The following is a 25,423-nucleotide window of genomic DNA, read 5'->3' on the forward strand; positions in this document are numbered from 1 at the left end:
GGCGCGCCAGTTTCTGTGTGGAGAGTTTCGCCGAGATCAGGCGCGGTTGAAGACGATCCCGCAATTCTTGGCTCGCGATGCTGCCTCAATCGCTTCCATCTCGCCCTTCAATTGCGCAAGTTCCGCTGTCGAGGCATTGTTGCCATGGGTGAAGAACAGCGCTGGCCAGAAAACCAGGACGCCAGCTGTGATAGCTACCTCATCCTCCAGGCGATGGCGGTTTTGTTTGCCAGCAGCAGCGTGAGCGCGGTTCGAAACAGTCCAGCCTTCGCGCACCAACTGCTCGCAGGTCAGGTTTTGGTAAAGCGCTGCTGACATATAGGTCGCCTGCACCCGATCTGCCTTTTGCGCGCAGGCGCCAAGCGTGGTGACGGCAATAGCGGCAGCAATGACCGACATGGATCTCATATAATTACTCTCTAATATCGTCAAACCTCCGCTTGTTGCCAAATAGTCTTCCTGCTTCCAAGATCAGGACGGTTGTCCGGTGCAGATAGTGATGCGTTTTTGAAAGAAGCGGTCATTATATGAAAACTGAAATGCGAACATTGGAGTCGCTGGCTATCTGAATAACCGCACGCATGTGACGTGCTGCTATGATGATAGGCTTTCAGAATACGATCTGCTTTTCACATTCCGACTATGGAATTGAGAATTCGGGCGCACAAAGGTTCCTTTGATAGCAATAGTTGCTCTAGCTATCTGTTTTCTATCTGGAAAACGAATGTGCCTGCTCTGACGTCAGCTCAGGTTGGATAGATATTCATCATCGACGCGGCTGATGCGAGGAAGTCATTATGCGAAAATCTTTTCTGGGAATAGCTGCAGCAACGTTGGTGGCGCTTGCGGCCCCGCTGCCTGTCCTCGCCAATCCCGTCGCCGAAATGAATAACACACTCGATACATTGTTCGGCGACCATACCCGCTATCACACATTCTTCGACAATTTGAAGAAAGCCGTGGCCGCAGGCGACAAGGCTGCAGTTGCAGCGATGATCGAATATCCCTTCCAGGTACGCATTGGTGGCAAATCGCTAAAAATCCGCGATGCCGCGCATTTCATTGCTGACTACGATCAAGTCATTACCGCCAAAGTAAAGCATGCCCTGCAGGGACAGACATATGAAACGCTGTTTGCCAACTGGCAGGGCGTGATGGTCGGCCAGGGGGAAATCTGGTTCTCCGGTGTGGGCGATGCCGACGTGATCAAGGTCACTGCGATCAACGACTGATCGCGTGTTTCAACGTAATCCCACCGGAGCCTATCGATGAACAGAACCCTCTGGCTTGCCGCGCCTCTTTTCGCTTTCGCCTTTCTGGAAGCCCCGGGAGCACAGGCACAATCCACTGTTGAATGCCAGTCGCGCCATCATCAGTATGGCGAATGCTGGGCCGGACCGCTGTCGAAGCCCCAACTCATTCATCAGACTTCCAGTAGCCCGTGCATCCTCAACCGCAGCTGGGGATATAATCCCAAAAGCAAGTACATTTGGGTTGCTCAGGGCTGCTCTGGCATCTTCGCCGATGTCGGTGGTTACCATCATGGTCGCGGTGACACGTTCGACACCAATGCGCGCGGCTACGACCATCATGGCCACGATATCGGCGCAGTGGCGGCTGGCGTGGTGCTAGGCGCAATTGTTGAGGGGATGACTGACGACCGCAAGCACAACAGACAGCACACGACTTCCAACTACGCTCGCAGCAGTAATTACAATGGTTGTCATGGCGTGGGCTGTCTGGTCGACAACCCCGACGAGGAGATTGATGACACACCCCAGTTCGACCAGCAGGGCGAACCCAATTTTGATGAAGAGGGTAACTATCAGGGCTGCCATGGCATGGGATGCCTCGTCGATGATCCGGATGCCGACGAATGAACTGCGTTATCAGTTCTGACAGCCGCAACGAAGGAGCATGAAAAAATGATCGGGGACCGGTTTTCCAAACTGCGGGCGCATGCGTGCACCCTTGCCAGCGGCGGTTTTCTGTCTGTAGCCGTGCTGTCGATGTTACCCGTTCCGGCACACGCAAATGACGCCAATCTTGCTTTCGGCTTCAAACTCAGGCTTTCGGAAAAAGCCGCGGCAAAACTCAAGTCTGCGCATGAAACCATAACCGTATGGGCTTCATTTTACGGCGAGCCGACACGCGAAGGCGAAAAGCACACCGATGAGTTGGGTATGGTTGACCTCGGCAAGGAAAGCTTCGAATTGCCGGGGCAGCCCGGTGTTGTACATATCACTGGCAAGAATGCCGGAGGGATGAAGCTGAAATGGGTCAAGGGACAGCCGAGCGTCAACGTCAACCTCTACACTTCCCGCAAATCCAGCGGTGAAAACCTGATCGAATGTGACCTGATCGATGGAGAGGTAAAGAAGGTGCAGGCCAAGCCAATCACGGTGAACTGCTTCCTCATCGGCGAGCATCTGGAAAGCAAAAGCTTTCCCTAGCGGATAGCTGATGCGGGCACCGCATGGCAAAGCGAAAAGCATCAAGAGAGCGGGCGATCAAACCGCTCCAGAAGTGCGGGATCGTCTTCAATCCGGGCTGATAAATGCAGCGCGAAGGCTCTAGCCTCTTCCCCAAATCAAATAATTACCAGGAACAATAGTAGGTAAAGATGCGCCACGCTCTCCATGCAAGTAAATATCTTACAACAACGGCTTTGGCATCGACCGCATTTCCTGTCTTTCTCGTCGGTGCACTCGCCAGCCTGCCGGCAGCGGCTGAAGCGCTAACGCAGAGCGCACCAAGGCAAATTCCGTTGGAAAATGTCTATCGGCCAGATCTGGATGGCAACGGCAATCCTATCCTGAACCCGGATGGATCGCGATCGATGTATTTCAGCCGTCTCGGGATATGGGTTGGGATCGGCGATGGCCAGGCCCAGCGTTTCCTTTTCGATACAGGTTCCGACCAATTCAATGCCGCAATCGGAAAGGATGCAAACACCACTGACACGCCGAGATCTGATAGAAAATTCTATGGATACAATGACGGAACAGATGGGTACGTATATAAATCCGTCGATTTCAACAAGCTGTCATATTACAGCAAGGATGGAACAAGAAAGCTTATTACAATTGACGGTGATTATCACGCGGCAAAGATATTAGATACGGTATTTACAAAAGATTCACCTGAGCTTCATGGAGAAACTCTTTCCAAAGATGCTGTTTGCGTCACGTCAGTGGACATGGATGACAAGTGCTACATGCCGGGAGAACTGAGCGCAGACAAGGTGTATTATGAATTTCATAGTGATCTGAGTGCTCATTCCAAGATTGAATCCGGGCAGCGGTTTGAAGAAGATGACACCCTTGCAGGAACTTTTGGTGCTGGGGACTTTCTATACTCCACAAGCATACCGTCCAGTCCCTTGGCGGGGATGACCAAAAGCGGGTATATCGTCGCTGCGAACGGGACCTCTGCTCATAGGGAAGGCGGCGATAGGTCTTCTGACACTCCTGGGTGCTCTCCATGTGTCCTTGTCGATTTAAACCCGCATCTTCGTGCACAGTTTAGTTCTATCATGCCGTGGTATGATCAGGACCGCGAAGGTTACGTGGATACGTTTCCGGGCAAGAATGGCGCCCCTGCCTCCACACAGTATGAAGGTGGCTACACGCTCAAAATCGATGATGGAAAAGAGACACTGGCGTTGGACCTGCCAGTACTTCTCGATACCGGAACGCCTGGTGACGGAGCCATCAAACTCGGCAGTGAGACGTTTGATGAGCTGAGAAGGCGCGGGATCATTACGGTAGCAGAGAAATCTCAACCTAGTGATCCAGACCTATTCGAGATGAGATTATTGATCGAAAGCTTGAATGGGTACCCGGTACAGCTTGATAATGTTTCTGTAACTAGAGAGGAAAATCAACCCGAGGGGAAAATTGATTTTGTTGTCGGGCTGAATTTTTTCCTGTCTCAATCGGTTGCGTATGATCTTGAGAAGAAAACAACAGCATATACGCCCTATTTTGTTAGCTCCGACAACTTTACGACTGATCAGGGGAGCCTGAGCCTTCCTCGCATCACCAAGAAAATGGGCAGCGAAAGGACCACCTCTCCCCTCGATGACCATAACAAGCCTCTTGTTGGGCATGATGGCGAGCCACTCTTCGCGACTTATGGTGCCCTCGGCATTGCCGGTGTGATTTCCGGGTCCGGTACGCTCACCCTTGATGCCTTCACCGATGTGCGCATTGTAGATATGTCGGCACTCGCGGGACATCTCCCATAAACTCCCAATTCTGGGACGAAGGAGGTGTTCATGGGCAAGGATCAACGCGAGATCGCGCGTAAGCTTCGCATTCTTCAGCACGCGGATGAGACCGGTCACGTCGCCAAGACATGTCGATACTTTGGCGTCGGTCGTAGCAGTTTCTACCGATGGCGTAAGGCCTATCTGAAACACGGTGATGCCGGTCTGGTGAATAAGCCCCCGATTCCGAAGTGGCATGCCAATCGAACGCCGAGCGAGATCGAAGAAAAAGTCCTTCATCTTCGCAGCAAGTACCACCTCGGCCCAATGCGGATCGTCTGGTATCTGGCGCGCTATCACGGCATCAAGATCTCAGACGCAACGGTCTCCCGGATGCTCAAGCGCAATGGCGTCAACCGGCTTCCACGTGGTACGCGCCTGCGAAAAGTACACACCAAGCGGTACAACAAGCAGGTTCCCGGCCACCATATCCAGATGGACGTCAAGTTCTTGACGTTCAAGGGAAAACGTGGCGAGAAGGTCCGTCGCTTCCAGTTCACCGCCATTGATGACGCAACCCGGGTGCGGGCGCTCAAGATCTACGAGAAACACACCCAGGCCAGCGCCATCGACTTTGTCGACCACGTCATCGAGAGCTTCCCGTTTCGAATTCGTGAGATCAGAACCGACAACGGCCATGAGTTCCAGGCTAAGTTCCATTGGCATGTCGAGGACCAGGGCATCCGACACGCCTACATCAGGCGTGGCACCCCGCAGCTGAACGGAAAGGTCGAACGCTCGCATCGATCGGATCAACAGGAATTCTACCAATTGCTCAGCTACAAAGGCGACGTGGATCTGCACGCGAAGCTCAATGAATGGGAACGCTTCTACAACTTCGCTAGGCCACACGGCGCATTCAACGGAAAAACGCCTTACGAGGCGCTCCGTGAAAAGCTATAATCACATGACGAGATGTCCCAAAAGCACCCGCAGCTTACACATTTGAAGACCGATAACTTTGACGAAATAGGTGGGACCGCCGCCCTGTACGGAGCTAGCCAGTCACAGGACGTTACCTTTTCCACACTTGGGTTGAGGGGGGCGACTGATATCCAAATCGGTTCCATCTCCGCCGTGGCACGTGGTGGCATTGGCTGGCGTCACGCCTTTGGCGCTGTCACGCCGCTGACGACCATGGCCTTCTCGTCCGGCACCGCCTTTGATGCCAAAGGGACGCCGATTGCCAGAGATGCTGTCCTGATCGAGGGCGGCATCGATATAAATCTGACCAAACATGCAGTCCTTGGTGTTTCTTATCAGGGACAAGCTTCTTCCAGCGCGCAAGAACACGGGTTCAATGCCAAGCTGAACGTGCGGTTTTAAGCGCACTATTTCGTTCAGATAGGTTCGTGCGACTTCGCTCAAATGCATTGGAGGAACCACGCTGGAAAACCCAACAGAGTCGGTCAAAGCAGCGTGCTCATTGACACAGGAGCGCCAGAGGATACGATACGCGCGTCTCTTCAAAGCGCAGGAATTACGTCGCCACGGGGCGCGGAACCTCCTCGCTGCCAGTCTGATCGGCGACGGAGCGCTCATGTAGGTATGCGGGAATGTTCACGGCAAGGAACGCGTGCTAGCGGGGATTGTGATAGCAGCAACCTATTCAAAGGCGTGCCCGTAGATTGGGGTCCAACATTTGAGCACCGCGGTATAGGTACGATGCTCGTACGTACGGGGCCAAACTCTCTCCGGTTTCAGGCGTCGGCGCATTTGGCAATTGTCATGCTGTCGCCGCAACCTGTTCGGGAATTGGCAGTAAGCAGTGATCGATCGCTCCGTTTTCTGGCACCTGCCGGAAGTATTGAGATTGTGCCCGCGGCGACCGACCTCTTTGCATCATGGAGGGCGCCAAAGACGAATCTGCTGACCGCAATCGATCCGACCGTCCTTTCCGAACTCGCAGGTTCAGAATTCGACCGGGTAGATTATGAACTGCATCCGCCACGCGTTGGTCTCGTTGATGAAAAGGCCAGGATGATTTCCGAGATGATTGGCTGGGAGCTTGAATCACAGGAAGCCAATGCTCTTTATCTGGATTCACTGCATATCGTCTTTGCAATGCACCTGCTTCGCAACTATTCCTCAATAGAGCAAACGTCCGCACTGATTCATCAAGGTGGATTGACGGCCAATGCATGGCGTAATGTCAATGACTACATTCATGCGAATCTTCAGTCCGATTTGTCGATATCGGAGCTGGCAAGGATAGCAAACCTTTCACAAAGCCATTTTTTACGAGCTTTCCGAAAGACAGTCGGTCAGTCGCCACATCGATACGTACTCGAATGTCGGCTGAAATCTGCCGAGCAATTGATTGTCACAACCACCAAATCGCTATCTGAAATTGCACGGCAGGTGGGTTTTTCGAGCCATAGCCATCTCAGCAGTAGCATGCGCCGCTACCGCAATCTAACGCCAAGCGAACTCAGGCGATAGATTGTTGTAGAGGCGATCCGATAATTGCTGAATTCTGGAATATCCTAAAACGACCTAATGAACTACGGATGCCCAGAAGAAATTCTGATAAAATTGCATAGTGTGACAAAACAATAGGGCATCCAAAAAAACCTGTCAGAAAATCATCTTAGTTTTAATAATGAGCCCAAAAATTACACCTGATAGGCGCACTTCAATAAGTTTTGTTTTTTAAATTATGACATTCATTCAATGTACGAAGTATGCGTACGATATTTCCCATCTGTTGCTTAACGATTTTGTTTTTCTCTTTGGCGGCGAATGCCGCTGAGCGGAGGTGCGGTTGGTATTCCAACCCCACACCCGGAAATATTTTGCTGACAGACAAGGACGGAAGCTGGTGGATTCAGATGCAGGGAAGACCGGATCCTATTGGGATCAGTAAGATTCCGGCATTTGACGAGAAGCAATTTGTAGAAACCAATGTACCAAGCTCGGGCTATGGCTACGGATGTGCGTGCATGACCGTCGTCGTGAACACCCAACAACAGCGGATCATTGAAGTGATCTCGGGTGAGACCATCCCATTACGCCGGTGCCGTGCAGATCGATTGCTGCCAAATCCCATCCGATAATCTAACATTTGAGGAGTGCCATGCGCGCCCAATATGTAAAGATGATCGAGCCTACGCCGAGGCAGCCAACAATGTCAGTAAGGGCTGCCGCCCTTTGGGAGCGCCCTGTGCGCTGGCCAGCAGAAGGGCTTCCGTTCGACATGCGGGCGTTGCGCTATGTGCTCGCGGCGGCTGAACAGACAAGCTTCTCCAGGGCGGCCAGCGCCCTCGGGGTTAAAGTTTCCAGCATCAGCCGTCATGTGCGCAATTTCGAAGACGCACTCGGTATCTCCCTGTTCGAGCGTTCCAGCTCCGGTGTCCGGCTGACGGATGCTGGCAGCAAGTTCCTCGACGACATCATCCCGGTTCTCCAGATGGCCGAGGTGGTGTTTCAGCGCGCCAGTGCCGCTGGGCGAGTCGAGGAAGGCACAGTCAGGGTCGGAATCATCACCACGCTTGCCGGCGGGTTTCTGCGTCACCTGATCGCCTCCTATCGGCGCTGCTATCCTGGCATCAAGCTCGACATTCAGGATGGCGGACGGCGCGATCACCTGCACGCGATCCGATCGCGGCAACTCGATGTCGCGTTTTTCACCGGCAATGCGTCGCTTGCCGGATGCGACGTTGAGGAATTCTGGTCAGAGCGGGTACATGTGGCGATGCCCGTCAACCATCCGTTGACTGGTGGTGAGAGGTTGGATTGGCCACAATTGCGTGATGAGCGATTCATCGTCTCGACCATGGAGCCAGGGCCAGAGGTGCATGACTACATCGTACGCCGTGTGGCTGATTACAGCACTTACCCTGATGTTTCCTACCTGCATGTCACCGAGGAAACGCTGATGCATATGGTGGCGATCGGAGAGGGTGTCACGCTGGTCTCGGAAGGCTGGACCAGCATGGCGCATGCCGACCTTGCATTGCGCCCACTGACAGCGGCAGAGGACATCGTCCCCTTTAGCGCCGTATGGTCGCCGGCAAGCGACAATCCAGCTTTGCGGCGCTTCCTGAGTTTTGCGCGGGAGTTGGCGACTAGCCAGCGAAGCAACCGCCCTCAATGATCGGCGTCGGTTGCGTTCGATTGCCCTGTTCCGCTCGGTTGACCGGTGGGCGTGGAGCGTGATTTCCCGGCGGCTTTAGCCTTACGGCTGCGCCATCCTCGATCCGATTGTAGAAAGGATTCCAGCATGTGCGGGATTAGCGTAGAGGCTTCGACCTCGCCATAGAGGCGACCATATGCGGCAGCGTAGAGGTCGAGTTCCTCCTTCAGCGGTTCTGGCAGTGATACGGTGACCCGCACCGTGCCGAGCTTTGGTAACGGACCAAGTTTGAGGTTGGTCATCAATAGGCTCCATATGGTTCGAGGATCAAATCTCGGGCGACGATCACGCGCATCGGGAAACCCGGCCGAATGGTCAGGGTGGGCGCGACCTGCAACTGGCGCTGGACAATCTGCTGTCCCGCCTGATTGATGGTGTCCTGCGCCCCGTCACGGATGGCGCGGATCAGGCGATCCTCATCGCTTGTCGCCAGTTCGGCTCCGACGGCGAGAAGCGTTGAGAGGCCAGCCGCCTTCATCAGGTCCCACCAGTGGTAGTCGATTCCATCTTCAAGCCCTGCATAGCCGGAGACGTCGGTACCCGGCTGGCGTTCCAGCACGATCGAGCGACCGTTCGGGAAGATCAGTCGGTTCCAGACCAGGAGCACTCGCCTTTGCCCGAAGGTCACGCCAGCGTCGTATTCTCCAATGACGCGGGTTCCCTGTGGGATGAGCAGTAACGCGCCAGTGGGGGAATCATAGACGTTCTGCGTGACCTGGGCAGTGATCTGGCCCGGCAGATCGGACCGGATACCGGTAATGATTGCGGCAGGAATCACGGAACCTGCCTGGAGGATATAAGGTGATGCCGGCGCCATAATCCGATCTTGGGCAACGGTGCGGCGATCTACGTCGGCGTTGAGGAAGGTCAGGTGCCGGTCCTGCGTTCCTGCTGCTGCCAAGCCCGGTACGCCCATAGTAGATGGTATCGAAGGTGCGCCTGCGCTTTGGCCTGGCCTGATCTGGAAGAATATCTGGCTTGTTCGGGCGGCTTCGAGTTCGGCAAGCCGTCGTTGCTCCTCGGGATCGGTTGCGGGCATTGGCATCGGGGTGGCCGGGATTGGTTGGCCTTCCTCGCGTGCCCGCAGCACCGGCCCACCGAGATCACCGGGCAATGGCGGGCCGAGGACCGGGACGTCACCGTAACTGCCCGGCAGGCCCTGCAAGCCATCGGCAGTCTGGCGGCGATCGGTGCTCACCAGCTCTTCGGGTGGACCGCCACGATCCACGACCTGAAGCGCATAGATCAGTGCCCCGCCAATGCCGATCCCCGCGACCAAGCCTGCCCCCATAAGCACCTTGCGCGAGATGCGCGTAACGCGCGGCACTTCAGTGCGCAGGCGCATTGAACCCGCAGGACCTTCGGTTGCTCCCACCAGTTCCATCTCTCCTTCCTTTTGGTGACCATCGTTGCTCATGACGGCGTTCCTTTGGGGCCTCCGGTTTGCCTGATCGTCACGCTCGCCGTCTGGCCGGGCTGTATGCGCACGATTCTGACGGTCTGCTGGCGTTTGCCCGAGCCGAGCCGCAATTCCGCGACACCGAAAAGGCGGTCGACGATAAGCACGTTCTGGTAGATGCGGCTGTTGACGATCTCAGGTTTGCCGTCCGATCCGATGACGAAGAGCGGCGGCATCTCGCCCTGGATGATCCCGCGCGGAAAGACGACATAGACCCGGCGCCCATCGTCGAAGACGGCGATCGGTCGCCAGGGTGGGTTGTCGCCAGAAAGGCCGTAGCGATGGTTTCGAGCTGTCTCTACCGGAATGATCGGCGCAGCAGGCGCGGTTACGCGCTGCGTTGCTGGTGGCGTGGGATAGGCCCATGCGACGGCGGGCATCCAGGTTTCATCGCGGGCACGCAGCTCGATCAGATAGGTACGACGATTGGTGGTAATGATGAGGTTGGTCGATATGTCGGCACGCGTGGGCTTGACCAGCACATGAACGCGTCGCGTTGCACCGGAACCGCTCTCGGTGTCGCCAATAATCCAGCGCGCGGTGTCGCCGGCAGCGATTGGTCCGGCGCCAGCAAGGCTCTCGCCAGGTTCGAGCCCGATGGTCGTGATCTGCCCGACGGCGGCATAGACCTGATAGAGCGCGCCTTCGCTCCAGGGATAAATCTGGATGGCGTTGAAATAGCCTTCGCGGCGCGGCTCGACCCGCGCTGCTGCATTGGCATTGCCAACCCTGGTCTCCGGTGTGGCAGCCGCTGCACCACCGCGGGCCACTGTCCATGCAGGCGGCGTATGGATTGGCCGCGGTGTGTCGTCGGTGACGGCAGCCCGCACGACTGGCAGAGGCGGCACATTGTCATCGTAGCTGAACTGCGGTGTACGGTTGGTTGCACAGCCAGCAAGCGCAGTTGCAGCCAGCAGGACAACCGCCGGTGCAGGTTTACGGAAAGCCGGATATCCGGCTTTGGCGGGACTGCGGATCATTGGCTCATCTCCCGCGACCAGGAAATCGCATTGATGTAGATTCCAAGGGGATTGGCGCGCAGGCGCTCGGCGGTGCGCGGCTGTTGAAGGGCGATCGTGAGGATTGCGGTCCAGCGTTCAATGGTGGCGAGTTGGCCGTTCTCAAAGTGTTGCTCTGTCCAGGCAATACGGAAGCTGTCTGGCGATGCCCGGATCACGCTGGAAACTTCCACTGAGATCTGCTCGCGGCCTACGCGCGTGAATGGATCATTCGCACGGGCATGGTCGTTGAGCGCGACGGCCCCTCGGTCGGTGGTGAACTCATAGGCTCGCAGCCAGTTCTGACGAACGATGATTGGATCGGATGGCAGACCGCGAACCTGTTCGATGAAACGGGCAAGGTGCCATGCGACCTGCGGGTCGGTTGGTCGATAGTCGGCAACAGCGGATTCAACGGTGCGGGCTTCGCCGTGGCGGTCAATTTCGACCACCCAGGGGACCACGGTACCGCGGGCCGATTGCCAGACCAGTGCCGAGGCGAAACCGCCCGAAAGGATCAGGCAGCCGAAGGCCATGAGCCTCCAGTTGCGTGCCTGGACGCGGGCAGAACCGATACGTTCGTCCCAGACCTGAGCCGCTTTCTGATAGGGTGTTACAGGTTCCGGCATTTTGCCGTAATGGGTTGTGGGTCGTTTGAAAATGTTCATGTGCGGTCGCTTTCGGAAACACTGATGGAGGATCCGCCGCCATGACTGTCGCCCGACCGGACGGCGTGGGCAGCAGCTGTGACGCCGTGGCTCATGGACTGACTGTGGCGCATGCGCTGCGCCCAGGCCGGTGGGGCGTCGGTAGGCATTGAGCTGGCAGGCGTTGCAGCGGCGGCGCCACCAATTGTTCCCATTGACGAGCTGCCGCCCGTCGCCTCGAACCCGGCTTTGACGCCAGCACTGTGACTGGATGTGAGGTTGTCGGTGGCGCGGGATGCTGCGCGTTTCAGGGGTGAAACAGCGGCAGTGACGCCAGCCTTCGCCACACCACCGAGGCCTGCCGCGACGCCTGAGACACCGGGCTCGCCCATGGAAGAAAGCGTATAGGCGGAAGATGCTGCGCCAGCAGCAGATGCCCCGCCGCGTGCCAGAGCAGCCCCGCCTGAGAGGGCGGCACCGCCACCACGGGCCGCCAGCATGGTCGCACCACCTGCTGCCACTGCTGCGCCGCCGACGGCGAGGCCGGTCCCGATCGCGGCACCGGCACTGAGTTGCGGCCCGCCGGAGACGAGCCCCGTCGCGATGCCAGGACCGAAAATGCCGAGGCCAAGAAGAGAAAGGGCGGCAAGGACGACGGCCATTGCATCATCGATCGTCGGGGTGGCATCGCCGAAGCCCGCAGTGAACTGGCCGAACAGCGTCGAGCCGATGCCTATGATGACGGCCAACACCAGAACCTTGATACCCGAGGAGACCACATTGCCGAGGACACGCTCAGCCATAAAAGCGGTCTTGCCGAACAGGCCGAAGGGGATCAGCACGAAACCGGCAAGCGTCGTCAGCTTGAATTCGATCAGGGTAACGAAGAGCTGGATCGCCAGAATGAAGAAGGCGAGAATGACCAGCGCCCAGGCGAAGAACAGGCAAAGGATTTGCACGAGGTTCTCGAAGACGGCGATCCACCCCATGAGGTCGGAAATGGATTCGAGGAGCGGCCGCCCGGCATCGAGACCGATCTGGGCCACGCGACCGGGGCGCAGAAGATCGGCGGTGGAGAAACCCGTGCCGGACGCCATAAGGCCGAGGCCGGCGAAACTCTCGAAGACGATGCGTGCAAGGTTGTTCCAATTGGAAATGATGTAAGCAAAGACGCCGACAAACAGCGTCTTCTTCACCAGACGTGCAATGATGTCGTCATCGGTTCCCCAGGCCCAGAACAGGGCAGCAAGGGTCACGTCGATGACGATCAATGTGGTGGCGATGAAGGCAACCTCGCCACCGAGCAGGCCAAAGCCGGAATCGATATAGGAGGTGAAGATGCCGAGGAAATTGTCGATTACGCCAGTGCCGCCCATAACTTACCGTCCTTCGTTGACGGTGGGCGCTGCTGGTGCTGGTGATCGGCCGAGAAAGCGGTTGCGTGTCTCGGCCCAGACAGCGAGACAGGCCGCGTCATTGGCAGCGGCTTCGCCGAGTTCCTGACATCGGCGCTGTTCGATCCGGAGGGGATCGGTCAACGGTTGAACTACCGGAACGGCCATAGCTGGGCCGGTCTTTTCCTCACGGGTGATGTCGATGATCGCTGCCGTGATGGCGACGGCGACGAACACGATGGCCGCGATCTGGGCCAGCACCTTGCCTTCCATCATCTCGCCCTCCCGACCCGTCAGTTGTTGAACATCTGTGCACCGCCGGGCTGATAGCCGGAGCCGGGTGCCAGAAAACGTTCACGCTGGATACGGCCCTGTTCGGCAGCCGTGGCGCGCTCAGCTTCGACCAGCGCTTCTGCCCTGCCATTGGCAGAGTTGACGGCGATGAGATCGGAAACCTGCTGGGACAAAAGCCCGAGGATCTGGTTGCCGGCCTGAGTGGCTTGCAGCGCTCCGGTGGCGCCTTGGCTCTCGCCGATCAGCGTGGCCATCTCAGTGCGATTACTATCAATATTGCCAACCACACCGGCCTGAACGCGCATCGCATCCTGCAGACCGCCAACGGTATTTTCCCAGCGGCTCCGGGCATCGGTGATCAGCTGTGCATTTGTCGAGGATACGGACAGGTTGCCGTAATCCTGCTGGAACAGCTGGTCGATCGACTGAACATCAAAAGCAATGTTTTGCGCTTGCGACAGCAATTGCTGGGTGCGTTGGACGTTTTGCTGGAGTACCTGAAGCGAAGAGTGCGGCAGGCTCGCCAGATTGCGGGCCTGGTTGATGAGCATTTGCGCCTCGTTCTGGAGCGAGGTGATCTGGTTGTTGATTTGCTCAAGGGTCCGCGCTGCCGTCAGAAGGTTTTCGGCATGATTGGTTGGATCGTAAACGATCCGTCCAAAACCGAAGAGGGCGTGGGCTGGCGTGATGAAGACCGGTGAGATTGCCAGCGGCGTGGAGAGTGCCAGGGCGAGCAGCGAAGTGCCCGCGAGACGTACAAGGCGGTGTTGGGTCATGGAATGATCTCCTTTGGATCGGGGTGCTCGGGGACGCTGATATCCAGGGCTGGCTCTTCAGGTTCCGGCGCGGATTCGACATTGGTGAGGTTGGGGATGAGGTCGGCTGCCCAATCGAGGCCGCGTGCGCGCAGCCACGCCTCGAGAAAGCCGTCCTGGCCATGTTCGGTGAGGATTTCAGCGATCAACGCCTGGTCTGACTTGGATGATGCGGCACAGAGTGCCAGCCCGATCTCGGACAGACCCAACTCGAACAGCCTGTTGCCGCTTCGGCTCTGACAGTAGTAATCCCGTTTGGGGATCGCCCGCGCGATGATCTCGATCTGCCGGTCATTCAGGCCAAACCGTCTGTAGATAGCTGTAATTTGTGGTTCGACGGCGCGGTCGTTGGGCAGCAGCAATCGCGTCGGACAGCTCTCGATGATCGCCGGTGCAATCGAGCTTTTTTCCAGTTGGGCCAGTGATTGCGTGGCAAAGACCACGCTTGCGTTCTTCTTCCTGAGCGTTACCAGCCACTCGGCCAATTGCTTGGAGAAGGCCGGATCACCGAGCGCCAACCAACCTTCGTCGATGATGATCATCGTCGGACTTCCGTCGAGGCGGTCGGCGATACGATGGAACAGATAGGCGAGGACGGCAGGTGCAGCGCCTGTATCGAGCAGTCCCTCGGTCTCAAATGCCACAACCGATGCGTTGCCGAGACTTTCTGCCTCAGCGTCAAGCAGACGACCATAGGGGCCGCCGATACAATAGGGCTGGATTGCGAGTTTGAGATCGTTGGATTGAAGTAGCACCGACAGGCCGGTGATCGTGCGTTCTTCGACAGGCGCAGAAGCCAGTGAGGTCAGTGCTGTCCAGATATGCTCCTTGGTTTCGGGTGTGATGTTCACACCTTCTCGCGAAAGGATGGCGACGATCCAGTCGGCCGCCCAGGCGCGGTCCTGCGTCTGCTCGATGCGGGCGAGAGGTTGAAGCGAGACCGATGTCTCCGCACTTTCGGTCAGCCGCCCGCCGAGATCGTGCCAGTCGCCGCCCATGGCAAGCGTTGCGGCTCTGATCGAACCTCCGAAATCGAACGCGAAGATTTGAGATCCCGGATAACGACGGAATTGCAGCGCCATGAGGGAGAGCAGCACGCTCTTGCCGGCACCGGTCGGGCCGATCATGAGCGTGTGGCCCACATCTCCAACATGAAGAGAGAGCCGGAAAGGGGTCGATCCTTCGGTCCTGCCATAAAGCAGCGGGGGTGCGCCGAAATGATCATCCCTTTCCGGCCCCGCCCATACGGCGGACGAAGGGACCGTATGAGCAAGGTTGAGCGTCGAAATCGGAGGTTGACGCACATTGGCGTAGGCATGGCCCGGCAGCGAGCCAAGCCAGGCGTCGACGGCATTGACCGTCTCGATCATGACGCTGAAGTCACGGGACTGGATCACCTTTTCGACCAGCCGCAGCTTTTCATCGGCGCGGCGGGCGTCCTCGTCCCAGACAGTGACGGTCGCGGTGACATAGGCGATGCCAGCGATGTCTGCGCCCAGTTCCTGTAGCGCCAGATCTGCGTCAGTGGCTTTATTGGCCGCGTCGGTATCGACGAGCGCCGATTGCTCGTTCGTCATCACCTCTTTCAGGATGGCGGCAATGCTTTTGCGTTTCGCAAACCATTGGCGCCGAATTTTGGTGAGCAACCGGGTTGCATCCGTCTTGTCCATCAGGATAGCGCGTGTTGACCAGCGATAGGGAAAGGCCAGCCGGTTGAGATCGTCGAGTAGGCCCGGCATGGTGACGCTCGGAAACCCTGTAATCGTGAGAACACGCAGATGATCAGAACCAAGGCGCGGTTCGAGCCCGCCGGTCAGCGGCTCGTTGGCGAGCAGCGCGTCGAGATATATCGGTGTTTCAGGCACGCGGACGCGATGCCGTTTGGTTGAGACCGTCGAATGAAGATAGGTCAGTGTTTCACTATCAGTGAGCCAGTGACACTCCGGCATAAAGCCATCCATCAGAGCGAGCACTCGGTCGGTGCGGTCGACGAAGCCGCGGACCAATTCCCAGGGATTGACGCCGGATGTTTCACGGCCCTCGTAAAGCCAACTTTCCGCACGGGCTGCATCTTCAGCAGGCGGTAACCACAGGATGGTCAGATAGTAATCCGAGATGAAGTGACTGCCTGCCTCCTCGAAGTCAGCCTTGCGCTCGGCATCGACCAGCGCTGAGGCTGGGTCAGGAAAGAGATCATCTGGATATGTCGCCGCTTCCGACCTTTGCGCTTCGACGAAGATGGCCCAGCCGGAGCCAAGGCGGCGGAAGGCATTGTTGAGGCGCGCGGCAACGCCGACCAGCTCTGCTGCGACGGCAGAGTCGAGATCCGGTCCGCGAAACCTGGCACTCCGCTGAAAGCTGCCATCCTTGTTCAGCACTACGCCCTGACTGACCTGAGCCACCCAAGGCAGGTAGTCGGCTAGGCGGGTGGACCTGCGGCGATATTCTGCGAGGTTCATCATGCTGGACGCCTCACACCGCTAGATGGCCGGGAACGCGCAGATGTCGGCGCGTGACTTCCATGAAGAGCGGATCTCGTTTGGCTGCCCAGACAGCGGCAAGATGGCCAACAGCCCAGATAAGGATGCCGGCGAGCCAAAGCTGGAGGCCAAGGCCTACCGCACCGGCGAGTGTGCCATTGAGGATTGCCACCGAGCGTGGTGCGCCACCCAACAGGATAGGTTCGCTCAGCGCCCGGTGAACCGGGGCGGTGAACCCCGGCACGGCGTCGAGCTGTTCGAGGACGGCGGCCATCAGATCAGCACCCCACCGCCGAACGAGAAGAACGAAAGGAAGAAGGAACTGGCGGCGAAGGCGATAGAAATACCGAAGACGATCTGGATCAGGCGGCGAAATCCGCCGCCGGTGTCGCCGAAAGCCAACGTCAGTCCGGTGACGATGATAATGATCACGGCCACGATCTTGGCCACTGGTCCTTCGATACTTTCGAGGATTGACTGGAGTGGAGCCTCCCAGGGCATCGATGAACCGGAAGCAAAAGCTGGTGAGGTTTGCAGCGCAACCCAGGTGAAGGCGGCAGCGGTTGCGATATGGCGGTGGATGCGGAAGGCGCGGCGGATCATACAGAATCTCCTGTTTGGTCGATGTTGGTTGAGTGCTGAAGGGCGGGAGAAAGCCGGTAATCACCGTTCGGACCGAGGCCTTCGACGCGGGCGAGTTCGACGAGGCGACGTGCTGTTCCGCGACCGGAGAGGACGGCAACAATGTCAATTGTCTCGGCGATCATCGCGCGGGGAACGGTGACGACGGCCTCCTGGATGAGTTGCTCCAGACGGCGCAGTGCGCCGATGGCTGAACCTGCATGGATCGTTCCGACACCACCGGGATGGCCGGTACCCCAGGCCTTAAGAAGGTCGAGTGCTTCCGGGCCGCGCACCTCTCCAATCGGGATTCGGTCGGGCCGCAATCGCAGAGAGGAGCGTACTAGGTCCGAAAGTGTTGCCACACCATCCTTGGTCCGCATGGCGACGAGGTTTGGCGCGGCGCATTGCAGCTCACGTGTGTCCTCGATGATGACGACGCGATCCTGCGTCCTGGCGACCTCCGCCAGAAGGGCGTTGGTGAGCGTGGTCTTGCCAGTACTGGTGCCGCCTGCCACGAGTATGTTGGCGCGAGCAGAGACGGCTTTGCGCAGTGCGGCAGCCTGGGATCCAGCCATAATTCCACTCGCGACGTAATCGTCGAGCGTGAACACTGCGACAGCCGGTTTGCGGATAGCGAAAGTGGGTGCAGCAACAACTGGCGGAAGCAGGCCCTCAAAGCGTTCGCCCGTGTCCGGCAACTCGGCCGAGACGCGCGGGGCGCGGGCATGGACTTCGGCCCCGACATGGTGGGCAACGAGGCGAATGATGCGCTCGCCGTCTTCCGGAGACAGTTGCTTGCCGGTGTCTTCAAGTCCCTCGGCGAGGCGGTCCACCCAGAGGCGACCATCAGGATTCAGCATCACCTCGACAATGGCGGGATCGTGCAGCAGCTCCGATATGGCAGGTCCGAGCGCGGTACGGAGCATGCGCGCGCCACGATCCATCGTTACCTGTTTGCGATTGTTTCCTGCCATATCTTCCCCGTTTCCGGGGAAGAAGCGAAAGCGCGTCCCGGATGGGGATGACTAAGAGAATGGCAAAACGTGTCAGTTCAACAAGTTTCGGTTGTCGTAGTAGTGTAGGATAAAAATACAGGAGAACGGCGGAGTGGCAGCGCTCCAGATTTGTGTCGGGACCGAATCATTCGCAACTGAATTATTCAATCGTTGCTTGCAACAGGCCAAGGATCCGAGAATGCGACTGTCTACATCAACTGCCGCTATCGGGCGGATTCCTGCCCGACCGCTTCTGGGTGGCGGAACAGGAAAAGCGGCCAAAGAAACTGTTAGAGGCAGCTATCGCCCGCGCAGGATGCTCGGGCCTTAAATGCATCACCGCTTATACAGTAAATGGCGGGACGTTCGAAAAGGCACGCGACATGACGAACCATTCCTATACGCGCACCACCCAACCCTATGACTGGCAGAATGAAGGGGTCACGCTCGATGAAGTCGAGCGGTTGCCCGAATGCCATGCTGGCCGATCCTCCTCAAATAATCAAAACGTCGGTGCCATGAATAGTCTGGCCTCCATAAACCGTGAAGCGCATCAGTTAAGCGAGCGCGCGGCACGCGTATACCGCTTGCCAACGATCATTGGGCTGCCGTCGAGTTCAGGTGCAATTTTCGAGGTGGTGAAGATTATTTGATGTGGAACCTTGGTGTTGGACGAAAGTTCGACGATCAATCTTTGGAAATTCCAGGACCGCTCCTCCACCATACCCTTATCTTCCACATTGTCGAACAGCATCCAGCGAGGAAGTTTGAAATCCTTGTCGAGCAGAGAGCTGGCGAGTAGCCCCAACGCGAAACTGTTCTTCAAGATGACCAAGCCGCTGGCGCTTCCGCCGCGGTTCTTCTCGCCGTTGATCGCGATCCAGTCGTCTGCGAAAGAAAATGAGACATGCTGAACATCGCCGAAATCGCTATGCTCTTCCAGATCTCGGTCCAACAAGAGCTTGATCTGATTGGATACCAGCGTGTTGGCTAGCAGCTTGCGCTTGTTCTGGGCACGCTGGATTGCTTCGATGTCGCCTTTCAGCCTTGTGATACGTGTGTTGAGATCCTCTTTGTCGTCTGAAGCCTTCGCAATACGTTTGGACAACTCAAGCCGTTTCTGTAGACCTACGAGCTGGCTATCCAGAAAGCCGACCTTTCGACTCAATTCAGCGATGGCGGTCTCTCGTCCGGTCACCGCACCCGTTTGGTCGAGTTCGACAGCTGATACGGCTCTGCGCAGCGCTTGCTTTCCGACACGCAACTCCCCTCGCTTGGCATTCAGATCAAGGGCCCGCTCAGCTTGAAGCGTCTCCGACTCCTTCAGCTGCATCTCGAGATCGAGGCGCACGGCCAGAGTGCGTGAATCCTCCTCACCGTCAGTGCGCTTGGTATCACAGAGTTCGCAATGCCCTATCGTTTTAGGATGCACCTTGGCGAAGCATGAGGGGCAAAACTCGAAAGACAAATGCCCGAGTGCGGCGAACGTGATAGTCGCATCGTCGAAGTCCGCAATGGACTGCTTCAGGTGCTTAATGAACTCTTCCGAGTCGGCGATCTCGTATTCGAGGGTCTCGATCTCACTCTCCAACGTCGCGACCGTGCGGCGAGCCTGCCCATACTCCCTCGCGTTGCGCGACCGGATCGCTTTGACCCTCTCCTGATCTACCACATCGTCCGTCGCGGCCGTGAGCGCGTCGATCGACGCGAGGAGACCGGCTCTCTCCTCGTTCATCTGGGCCATGGCCGCGTTGATATGCTCGACGAGAATGTTCTCGCCATAGCCCGAAGCGATCGCGACAAGGCTTTTAAAGGTCGTGACTGCTTCCTTATACTTCTGCTCAGTTGCCCTCAGTGCGATCTGCTTGTCGAACAGATCATACCCGCCGATACCAAGAAGTAGATCCCCGATCACCTGCCTAGTTTGCCACGTATCGAAGTTCTCGACCCGGAAGATGCGTTGCACCGGGGTGAGCTGGTCCACGTAGAGCAGTCTCAGTATCTGATGCATTGTGATGTTGCTGGCCCCATCGCTAATTGATTCGGGCAGCCCAATCGCTTTAAACAGAACCTGGCTGAAACTGTAGCCGTGCTCGGGGCGGCGATAGGGTAGATGCTGCCAGCTCTCCGTAGGGGACGAAAGTGCGTCCTTCATCGCACCGAAAAAGATCGACATCGGGCGAATCGCATCCGTCGAGATGTCGCGCTTCAAAGTAAGCACGCCCGCAGGCGTAAGAACCTGCAAATAGACGCTTTCGGCGCGAGACGCCGACTCCTTCCACTCCCGAAGGTCGCCGCCCAGTCCAAAGAAGATGAACTCAGCGAGGGATGACTTGCCCGATCCGTTCGATCCGTGAATGATATTCACGCCGGGATGAAATGGCTCGTCGTAGAGGACATTTGCGCCGCGTGTGACCAGCATGCGTTCGATCTGGAGTGAGGAGTTCATATCACTGGACCCCTCGATGGAAGGCCAGCGCGACGGACAAGCCCATCAATACCTGACAAGGGTAAGGCACCCAAATCATCGACAAGAAAATGAAGCAAAGGCTTTTCCTGCTCGTTTTGCGACGCTGCGTGTTCGACGAGGTTCGCCGGTGCCTGTGCATGATCAAGCTTGGCATTTCGCTCAAGCAGGTCCTCGCGGCGAAGAATGCCGAGACCCGCGAGGCGCTTCAAAGCTGTCAGTTGATAGAGTTGCAGATCCTGCCACACGGAGGCAGTCCCCGGCAGCTTTACGAACGACTTTGCAGGAGGCTCTATCCGCAAGCCCCGCAGCTTTTCCCGAAGACCAGAAGTCAGCGTCAAGCGATGTAACAGAGGTGGATACATGAGATACATGTCAAGGATTCTAAGCTGTTCGAGCGGTATTGATCCGTCCTTCGCCTGGAGCAGGCGGATCATCCGAAAGATGCAATGGTAGGGGTCACGGCCAGCGTACCAAACGCGGTAACTAGACATTGTCCCACGCCAAGTGACAATTGCCCGCCAGATAGTACAGTGCGCCGTCAACCAGCGTTGCCGTCACCGCATCTGATCCCGTCTCAAGTACAACACAGGGTGAGATGACCTCATTCTGGATGATCCCGTCGATAGCCTGTGCACATGCGCCTTCGGCGATCGCGCGCGGAACGTGCCGGCTGAAGCGACTTTCAACTTCGGACATGACGCGGGTATACCGTGTGACCGCCGAGGCTTGGGCGATGTGTCGTCGAAGAGCCATGTTGAACCGCTCCTTTTTCCGTTTCGCATCTCGAACAGCGTATGCCCGGCCCGCGTCGACAAGCTTCTGTTCGAGATTTCGGCGATCATCCTCCGATGCTGTTGTGAAATACTCGAAATCCCGGGCGATGTCTGCCGGCACACCTTCCATAGTGTGCGTCGGCCCGCTCTCGTCGGCAACTCCTGCGTGGGTGCTTTCATCCGGTTCGCCCTGGACTTTATCCTCGGCGCTGTTTGACGGCGGCGCAAAAGCCTTCAAGAGGCTCCGTATCATCCCGCAGACTGACTTAAAGACCGGCGCATTCTGGGTTTCCGGCTTGCAAATGTTGAAATGGTTGGTCTGGACAGGAATAGGCTCACAGCCAAGCACGCCGGGGTTAGCCGTCACTTTGTCAACGATCAAGACTCCGGCAATCTTCTCGGTTTCATAGTAGGCGCGCACATGGATCTTCTGCGTGTTTGCCCTGGTACGAAAGAAATCATTGAGATCGAAGAGGTTGTCGTCACCATGGACAAGCTGCTTTGACTGCTTGCTCAAAAAACGGCGCAGAAGTTGATCGAGCGATGAGGCGAGTGCCGAGCCTTGGTGCGGCGTGCCAAGGAATGCGATACCTACGACCGACCGTCCGAGCTCGACATACTCCGGATTGACGGACTCCGTGCAGCGACGCAGCATCTGTTTGACGACTAGACCTCCAAGGCTGTGGCATACAAAAAGGGTCCGTGTCGCCGTAGCTTCCCGGTTCGTCAGTGCATCTGCAAGGGCCAGCGCGATGTCGTGCAGTGAAGCGCCATCGCCAGTGAGAAAACCGGCAAGCTTCTGTGAATCGTATCCAAAGCTCGACACGCTACAGTTCGGAAATTTCTCGGCAAGCCAGCGTGGCCAGAAGCTTTTCGGATCTACCTGCCATGTGTCGAACTGGTCGCCGCCGAGGCCATGAACAAAGACAATATCGAGCACTGGGGCAGTCGGCGATGCTGAATCGCCTTCAGCGAAGATTTCGATGATTCCCTCAGACATTCCCCACCCCATTTTCTAGGGCCATACCACTATCTTAGCTCGCATCGCGCGCGCAAGACACGAAGCACCTCGCTCACCAAAAACTTCAAATATCCAAGTGATATAACTCCACGAAGATTTCCGAGCGCAAGTAAAACAGTTTTGCGATCGCAGGTATGGACTACGACGCACCACGATCTCATTCCGTCTGATCTCGCAATATTTGCCCTCGAAGCGGACAGGCAGCTTGCAGCAACAGCTCCGCCGTCTAGCGGAACTGAACGAACGGCAGGTTCCCGGTCGGTGGTGGAAGCATTCCGAACGGCGGTAATGAGGGTCGTAGCGGCCATTGCAGATGGATGATTATATTGGAAATTGAACCTGCTTGCTCTTGGTCCAATCCTGGATCCACAATTGGGCAAGCTTTTCGCTGCGGTAGGTGCCGAAATAGATTTTGTGCGCGACCACGGACGATGCGGCGAGTGAACTGCCTTCGCTGACCTCAACCCCTGTGATGTCGAAGCGGAATTCCTTCAGTAATCGGACGGGCACGAACTGCCTGACTGCAAGATGTTGGCGATATGGGGTATGGTTGTTCCCTGCATTTACGATGAAGTGTAGATGATTATTGCAACACTTTCGTAAGTCGCTCAGGTGTTTGAGCCGTCAGTGTTTTGGGCAATGTCGTCCGGAATTTCATCGAGAAAGCTGTTGCCCTGCTGAAGCCGCATGCCGAGTGTCTCCACGAAGCCCTCGAACCGCTCCTTCCCCTTCACCTGGGCGGTTGCGTGAGCGTCGGAGGGAAGCGGCGGAGTGATGGTCAGCCAGTGGCGGATGAAGAGCGCCAGCGTGTCTGCGGTCAGTCGCAGATCGCGTTCCAGCCGGGCCGTCTGGCGTGACAGGCGATCGAGCCTGCGGGTGAAGGCGGCTTCACGCATGTCCTGGGCGTCTGGCGACAGAAATGAGGCGACAGCAGCTTCGACGACGGCCGAGCGCGACAGCTTGCGGCGATCAGCAAGATCATTGAGCTTTCCGAGCAAGTCGGGTGGCAGGGTCAGGCATAGGCGTGCGCGCATGGTCTTTCCTCACATATCGATGCTGTCACTGGGGTCCATGGAGACTTGTCGGGCGACACCGCGCATCTGTCGGCGCATGGCTTGTCGCTGCCGGGCGATGTCCTGCTGATCATCGCCGAGTAGATGGCGGAACTCGTTTTCGGGCTCCGGCTCCTTCTTTTCGTGGGCGATTTCAACATGCTGGGGCAGTTCTGGTTCGCGACGCAGGCTGGAATTGGCCTTGTCTTCTTTCCCGTTCCGGGCTTCCTCAGACTCGGCGAGCAGAGCGGCGTCGGGTTTGATCGGCTTGAGGCTCGACCAGCTATCCGACCGTGCAGGGACCGTCATTGTTGTGGGATCGGGAGGAGGCAGGATGCGTTCAGTCAGACGCAGATCGGTAAAGTAACGCGCTTTTTTTGCCCGTATTGGCGCTGCGCCTGCCAACATGACGATCTCGTCATCCGACGGTAGCTGCATGATCTCGCCGGGGGTAAGAAGCTGGCGGGCGGTTTCGGAGCGCGATACCATGATGTGCCCGAGCCAGGGCGCCAGGCGACTGCCGGCATAATTCTGCATCGCTTTCATCTCGGTCGCGGTGCCAAGGGCATCGGACACACGCTTGGCGGTGCGTTCGTCATTGGTCGCGAAGCTGACTCTGACATGGCAATTATCGAGGATGGCGTTGTTCTGGCCATAGGCTTTCTCGATCTGGTTGAGGGATTGGGCAATCAGGAAGCTTTTGATCCCATAGCCTGCGAGAAACGCCAGCGAAGACTCGAAGAAATCCAGCCGCCCGAGCGCCGGAAACTCGTCGAGCAACATCAACACGCGATGTTGACGGTCGCTGGCGTGAAGGTCTTCGGTCAATCGGCGCCCGATCTGGTTGAGTACAAGGCGGATAAGCGGCTTGGTGCGGGAGATGTCTGAGGGTGGCACCACGAGGTAGAGGGTCGTGGGTTTGGGAGCCGCGATGAGATCGGCGATGCGCCAGTCGCAGCGAGAGGTGACGGCCGCAACCACCGGATCCCGGTAGAGGCCAAGAAAGCTCATGGCGGTTGAAAGAACGCCCGAGCGTTCGTTGTCGCTTTTGTTGAGCAGTTCGCGTGCTGTGGAGGCGACCACTGGATGCGGCCCAGCTTCGCCGAGATGTCTTGTCGTCATCATACCGTCGAGCGTGGCTTCGATCGTGCGGCGCGGATCGGACAAAAAGGCGGCAACGCCGGCCAATGTCTTGTCGGTCTCAGCATAAAGGACATGAAGGATTGCGCCGACCAGAAGCGAATGGGAGGTCTTCTCCCAATGATTGCGCTTTTCCAGGGATCCCTCGGGATCGACCAGCACGTCGGCTACGTTCTGGACGTCGCGCACTTCCCACTCACCGCGGCGCACCTCAAGCAAAGGGTTATAAGCAGCGGAGCTCGCATTGGTGGGATCGAAGAGAAGCACGCGCCCATGCCTTGCTCGATAGCCCGCTGTAAGCTGCCAGTTTTCTCCCTTGATGTCATGGACGATCGCTGAACCCGGCCAGGTCAGAAGTGAAGGGACGACGAGTCCGATACCTTTGCCCGATCGCGTCGGTGCGAAACACAGGACATGCTCCGGCCCGTCATGGCGCAGATACTCGCCTTCGTAACGGCCGAGAACGACACCATCGGGACCGAGCAGACCGGCCTTCTCGATTTCCGCTTTCTCTGCCCAGCGGGCCGAGCCATAGGTGTCGATGTCGGACGCCTCGCGGGCACGCATCACGGACATGGTGATAGCCACTGCGATGGAGAGGAAGCCGCCCGAGGCGGCGACGATTCCGCCCTCGGCGAAGATGCGCGGCGCATAAGCTTCATAGAAATACCACCACCAGAACAGGGCTGGCGGGTAATAGACCGGCCAGCCGATGATTTCGAACCAGGCCGGGCCGAGCTGCGGCTGGAAGCCGAGCCGGAAGGCAACCCATTGCGTACCACCCCAGACCGAGACGAGCACGATCAGGAAGACGATACTGATCTGGCCCCAGAGGATTTTCGTGCCGGACATTGCG

Annotated in this window: 26 protein-coding genes; 9 read left to right on the forward strand and 17 right to left on the reverse strand. The window is 57.5% G+C overall.

Translation table 11 applies throughout. From position 1 onward, the window contains the following. Nucleotides 1-36: 36 nt before the first annotated feature. Nucleotides 37-408 carry a hypothetical protein gene (locus tag ACFPLB_RS12655; protein ID WP_244523276.1) on the reverse strand — a complete coding sequence of 124 codons (372 nt, stop codon included), beginning with the start codon at nt 406-408 and terminating at the stop codon, nt 37-39. 389 nt (nt 409-797) lie between these two features. Between ACFPLB_RS12655 and ACFPLB_RS12660 the strand changes: the two genes are divergently transcribed. The 9 genes from ACFPLB_RS12660 to ACFPLB_RS12700 all read left to right on the forward strand — a co-directional run bounded on the left by ACFPLB_RS12660 (nt 798) and on the right by ACFPLB_RS12700 (nt 8,366). After that, complete coding sequence (locus ACFPLB_RS12660; RefSeq protein ID WP_378230152.1) at nt 798-1,232, forward strand: hypothetical protein; 435 nt, start codon at nt 798-800, stop codon at nt 1,230-1,232. A 36-nt stretch (nt 1,233-1,268) separates the two neighbouring features. Further along, entirely contained in the window at nt 1,269-1,880 is a 612-nt protein-coding gene (locus tag ACFPLB_RS12665; RefSeq protein WP_378230155.1) for a DUF3011 domain-containing protein, read from the forward strand. A 45-nt stretch (nt 1,881-1,925) separates the two neighbouring features. After that, nucleotides 1,926-2,453, forward strand: coding sequence for a hypothetical protein (locus ACFPLB_RS12670; RefSeq protein WP_378230157.1), 528 nt, complete (start codon nt 1,926-1,928; stop codon nt 2,451-2,453). 170 nt (nt 2,454-2,623) lie between these two features. Next, nucleotides 2,624-4,249 (forward strand): hypothetical protein, encoded by a 1,626-nt coding sequence (locus ACFPLB_RS12675; protein ID WP_378230159.1) that lies wholly within the window; start codon nt 2,624-2,626, stop codon nt 4,247-4,249. A 30-nt stretch (nt 4,250-4,279) separates the two neighbouring features. Then, nucleotides 4,280-5,173: an IS481 family transposase gene (locus ACFPLB_RS12680; protein ID WP_378230161.1), complete on the forward strand. Its 894-nt coding sequence runs from the start codon at nt 4,280-4,282 to the stop codon at nt 5,171-5,173. Between the two features lie 42 nt (nt 5,174-5,215). Next, nucleotides 5,216-5,596, forward strand: coding sequence for an autotransporter outer membrane beta-barrel domain-containing protein (locus ACFPLB_RS12685; RefSeq protein WP_378230163.1), 381 nt, complete (start codon nt 5,216-5,218; stop codon nt 5,594-5,596). 390 nt (nt 5,597-5,986) lie between these two features. Further along, nucleotides 5,987-6,712 carry a helix-turn-helix domain-containing protein gene (locus ACFPLB_RS12690; RefSeq protein WP_378230165.1) on the forward strand — a complete coding sequence of 242 codons (726 nt, stop codon included), beginning with the start codon at nt 5,987-5,989 and terminating at the stop codon, nt 6,710-6,712. Nucleotides 6,713-6,954: 242 nt separating this feature from the next. Continuing rightward, on the forward strand, nt 6,955-7,326 hold the full coding sequence (locus tag ACFPLB_RS12695; protein ID WP_378230167.1) for a DUF4087 domain-containing protein: 372 nt from the start codon (nt 6,955-6,957) through the stop codon (nt 7,324-7,326). A 71-nt stretch (nt 7,327-7,397) separates the two neighbouring features. Then, complete coding sequence (locus ACFPLB_RS12700; RefSeq protein WP_378230169.1) at nt 7,398-8,366, forward strand: LysR family transcriptional regulator; 969 nt, start codon at nt 7,398-7,400, stop codon at nt 8,364-8,366. On the opposite strand, the gene ACFPLB_RS12705 is transcribed toward ACFPLB_RS12700, so the two are convergent. The 16 genes from ACFPLB_RS12705 to ACFPLB_RS12780 all read right to left on the reverse strand — a co-directional run bounded on the left by ACFPLB_RS12705 (nt 8,360) and on the right by ACFPLB_RS12780 (nt 25,419). Next, the gene (locus tag ACFPLB_RS12705; protein ID WP_378230171.1) at nt 8,360-8,647 is read right to left on the reverse strand and encodes a DUF2274 domain-containing protein; all 288 of its coding nucleotides are present in this window, start codon (nt 8,645-8,647) and stop codon (nt 8,360-8,362) included. The two genes, ACFPLB_RS12700 and ACFPLB_RS12705, sit on opposite strands and share 7 nt — an antisense overlap. Continuing rightward, nucleotides 8,647-9,789, reverse strand: a complete 1,143-nt coding sequence (locus ACFPLB_RS12710) for a TraB/TrbI/VirB10 family type IV secretion system protein (RefSeq protein ID WP_378230272.1) — start codon at nt 9,787-9,789, stop codon at nt 8,647-8,649. Before ACFPLB_RS12710 ends, ACFPLB_RS12705 begins: the two co-directional genes overlap by 1 nt. 29 nt (nt 9,790-9,818) lie before the next feature. After that, entirely contained in the window at nt 9,819-10,844 is a 1,026-nt protein-coding gene (gene trbG, locus ACFPLB_RS12715; protein WP_378230173.1) for a P-type conjugative transfer protein TrbG, read from the reverse strand. After that, entirely contained in the window at nt 10,841-11,530 is a 690-nt protein-coding gene (trbF, locus tag ACFPLB_RS12720; protein WP_378230175.1) for a conjugal transfer protein TrbF, read from the reverse strand. The genes trbG and trbF overlap by 4 nt, the downstream gene beginning before the upstream one ends. Then, a complete protein-coding gene (gene trbL / locus ACFPLB_RS12725; protein WP_378230177.1) occupies nt 11,527-12,885 on the reverse strand; it encodes a P-type conjugative transfer protein TrbL in 1,359 nt (452 codons plus the stop codon). The genes trbF and trbL overlap by 4 nt, the downstream gene beginning before the upstream one ends. A gap of 3 nt (nt 12,886-12,888) precedes the next feature. Beyond that, nucleotides 12,889-13,176 (reverse strand): putative entry exclusion protein TrbK-alt, encoded by a 288-nt coding sequence (trbK-alt, locus tag ACFPLB_RS12730; protein WP_378230274.1) that lies wholly within the window; start codon nt 13,174-13,176, stop codon nt 12,889-12,891. A gap of 20 nt (nt 13,177-13,196) precedes the next feature. Beyond that, a complete protein-coding gene (gene trbJ, locus ACFPLB_RS12735) occupies nt 13,197-13,973 on the reverse strand; it encodes a P-type conjugative transfer protein TrbJ (RefSeq protein WP_378230180.1) in 777 nt (258 codons plus the stop codon). Next, nucleotides 13,970-16,474, reverse strand: coding sequence for a conjugal transfer protein TrbE (gene trbE, locus ACFPLB_RS12740; RefSeq protein ID WP_378230182.1), 2,505 nt, complete (start codon nt 16,472-16,474; stop codon nt 13,970-13,972). The genes trbJ and trbE overlap by 4 nt, the downstream gene beginning before the upstream one ends. 10 nt (nt 16,475-16,484) lie before the next feature. Continuing rightward, the gene (locus tag ACFPLB_RS12745) at nt 16,485-16,766 is read right to left on the reverse strand and encodes a VirB3 family type IV secretion system protein (RefSeq protein WP_378230184.1); all 282 of its coding nucleotides are present in this window, start codon (nt 16,764-16,766) and stop codon (nt 16,485-16,487) included. Beyond that, nucleotides 16,766-17,095, reverse strand: coding sequence for a TrbC/VirB2 family type IV secretion system protein (locus ACFPLB_RS12750; RefSeq protein ID WP_378230186.1), 330 nt, complete (start codon nt 17,093-17,095; stop codon nt 16,766-16,768). Before ACFPLB_RS12750 ends, ACFPLB_RS12745 begins: the two co-directional genes overlap by 1 nt. Continuing rightward, nucleotides 17,092-18,090 carry a P-type conjugative transfer ATPase TrbB gene (trbB, locus tag ACFPLB_RS12755; RefSeq protein ID WP_378230188.1) on the reverse strand — a complete coding sequence of 333 codons (999 nt, stop codon included), beginning with the start codon at nt 18,088-18,090 and terminating at the stop codon, nt 17,092-17,094. The genes ACFPLB_RS12750 and trbB overlap by 4 nt, the downstream gene beginning before the upstream one ends. Nucleotides 18,091-18,664: 574 nt before the next feature. After that, entirely contained in the window at nt 18,665-20,560 is a 1,896-nt protein-coding gene (locus ACFPLB_RS12760; RefSeq protein WP_378230190.1) for an AAA family ATPase, read from the reverse strand. Continuing rightward, nucleotides 20,557-21,072, reverse strand: a complete 516-nt coding sequence (locus ACFPLB_RS12765; protein ID WP_378230192.1) for an ABC-three component system middle component 5 — start codon at nt 21,070-21,072, stop codon at nt 20,557-20,559. Before ACFPLB_RS12765 ends, ACFPLB_RS12760 begins: the two co-directional genes overlap by 4 nt. Continuing rightward, nucleotides 21,065-22,354 carry an ABC-three component system protein gene (locus tag ACFPLB_RS12770; protein ID WP_378230194.1) on the reverse strand — a complete coding sequence of 430 codons (1,290 nt, stop codon included), beginning with the start codon at nt 22,352-22,354 and terminating at the stop codon, nt 21,065-21,067. The genes ACFPLB_RS12765 and ACFPLB_RS12770 overlap by 8 nt, the downstream gene beginning before the upstream one ends. Nucleotides 22,355-22,983: 629 nt before the next feature. After that, a complete protein-coding gene (locus tag ACFPLB_RS12775) occupies nt 22,984-23,409 on the reverse strand; it encodes a ribbon-helix-helix protein, CopG family (RefSeq protein ID WP_378230196.1) in 426 nt (141 codons plus the stop codon). Nucleotides 23,410-23,418: 9 nt separating this feature from the next. After that, a complete protein-coding gene (locus ACFPLB_RS12780; RefSeq protein WP_378230199.1) occupies nt 23,419-25,419 on the reverse strand; it encodes a conjugal transfer protein TraG in 2,001 nt (666 codons plus the stop codon). Nucleotides 25,420-25,423: the final 4 nt, after the last annotated feature.

Origin of the sequence: Aquamicrobium segne (assembly GCF_042656785.1) — a bacterium.
Taxonomy (GTDB): domain Bacteria; phylum Pseudomonadota; class Alphaproteobacteria; order Rhizobiales; family Rhizobiaceae; genus Mesorhizobium; species Mesorhizobium segne.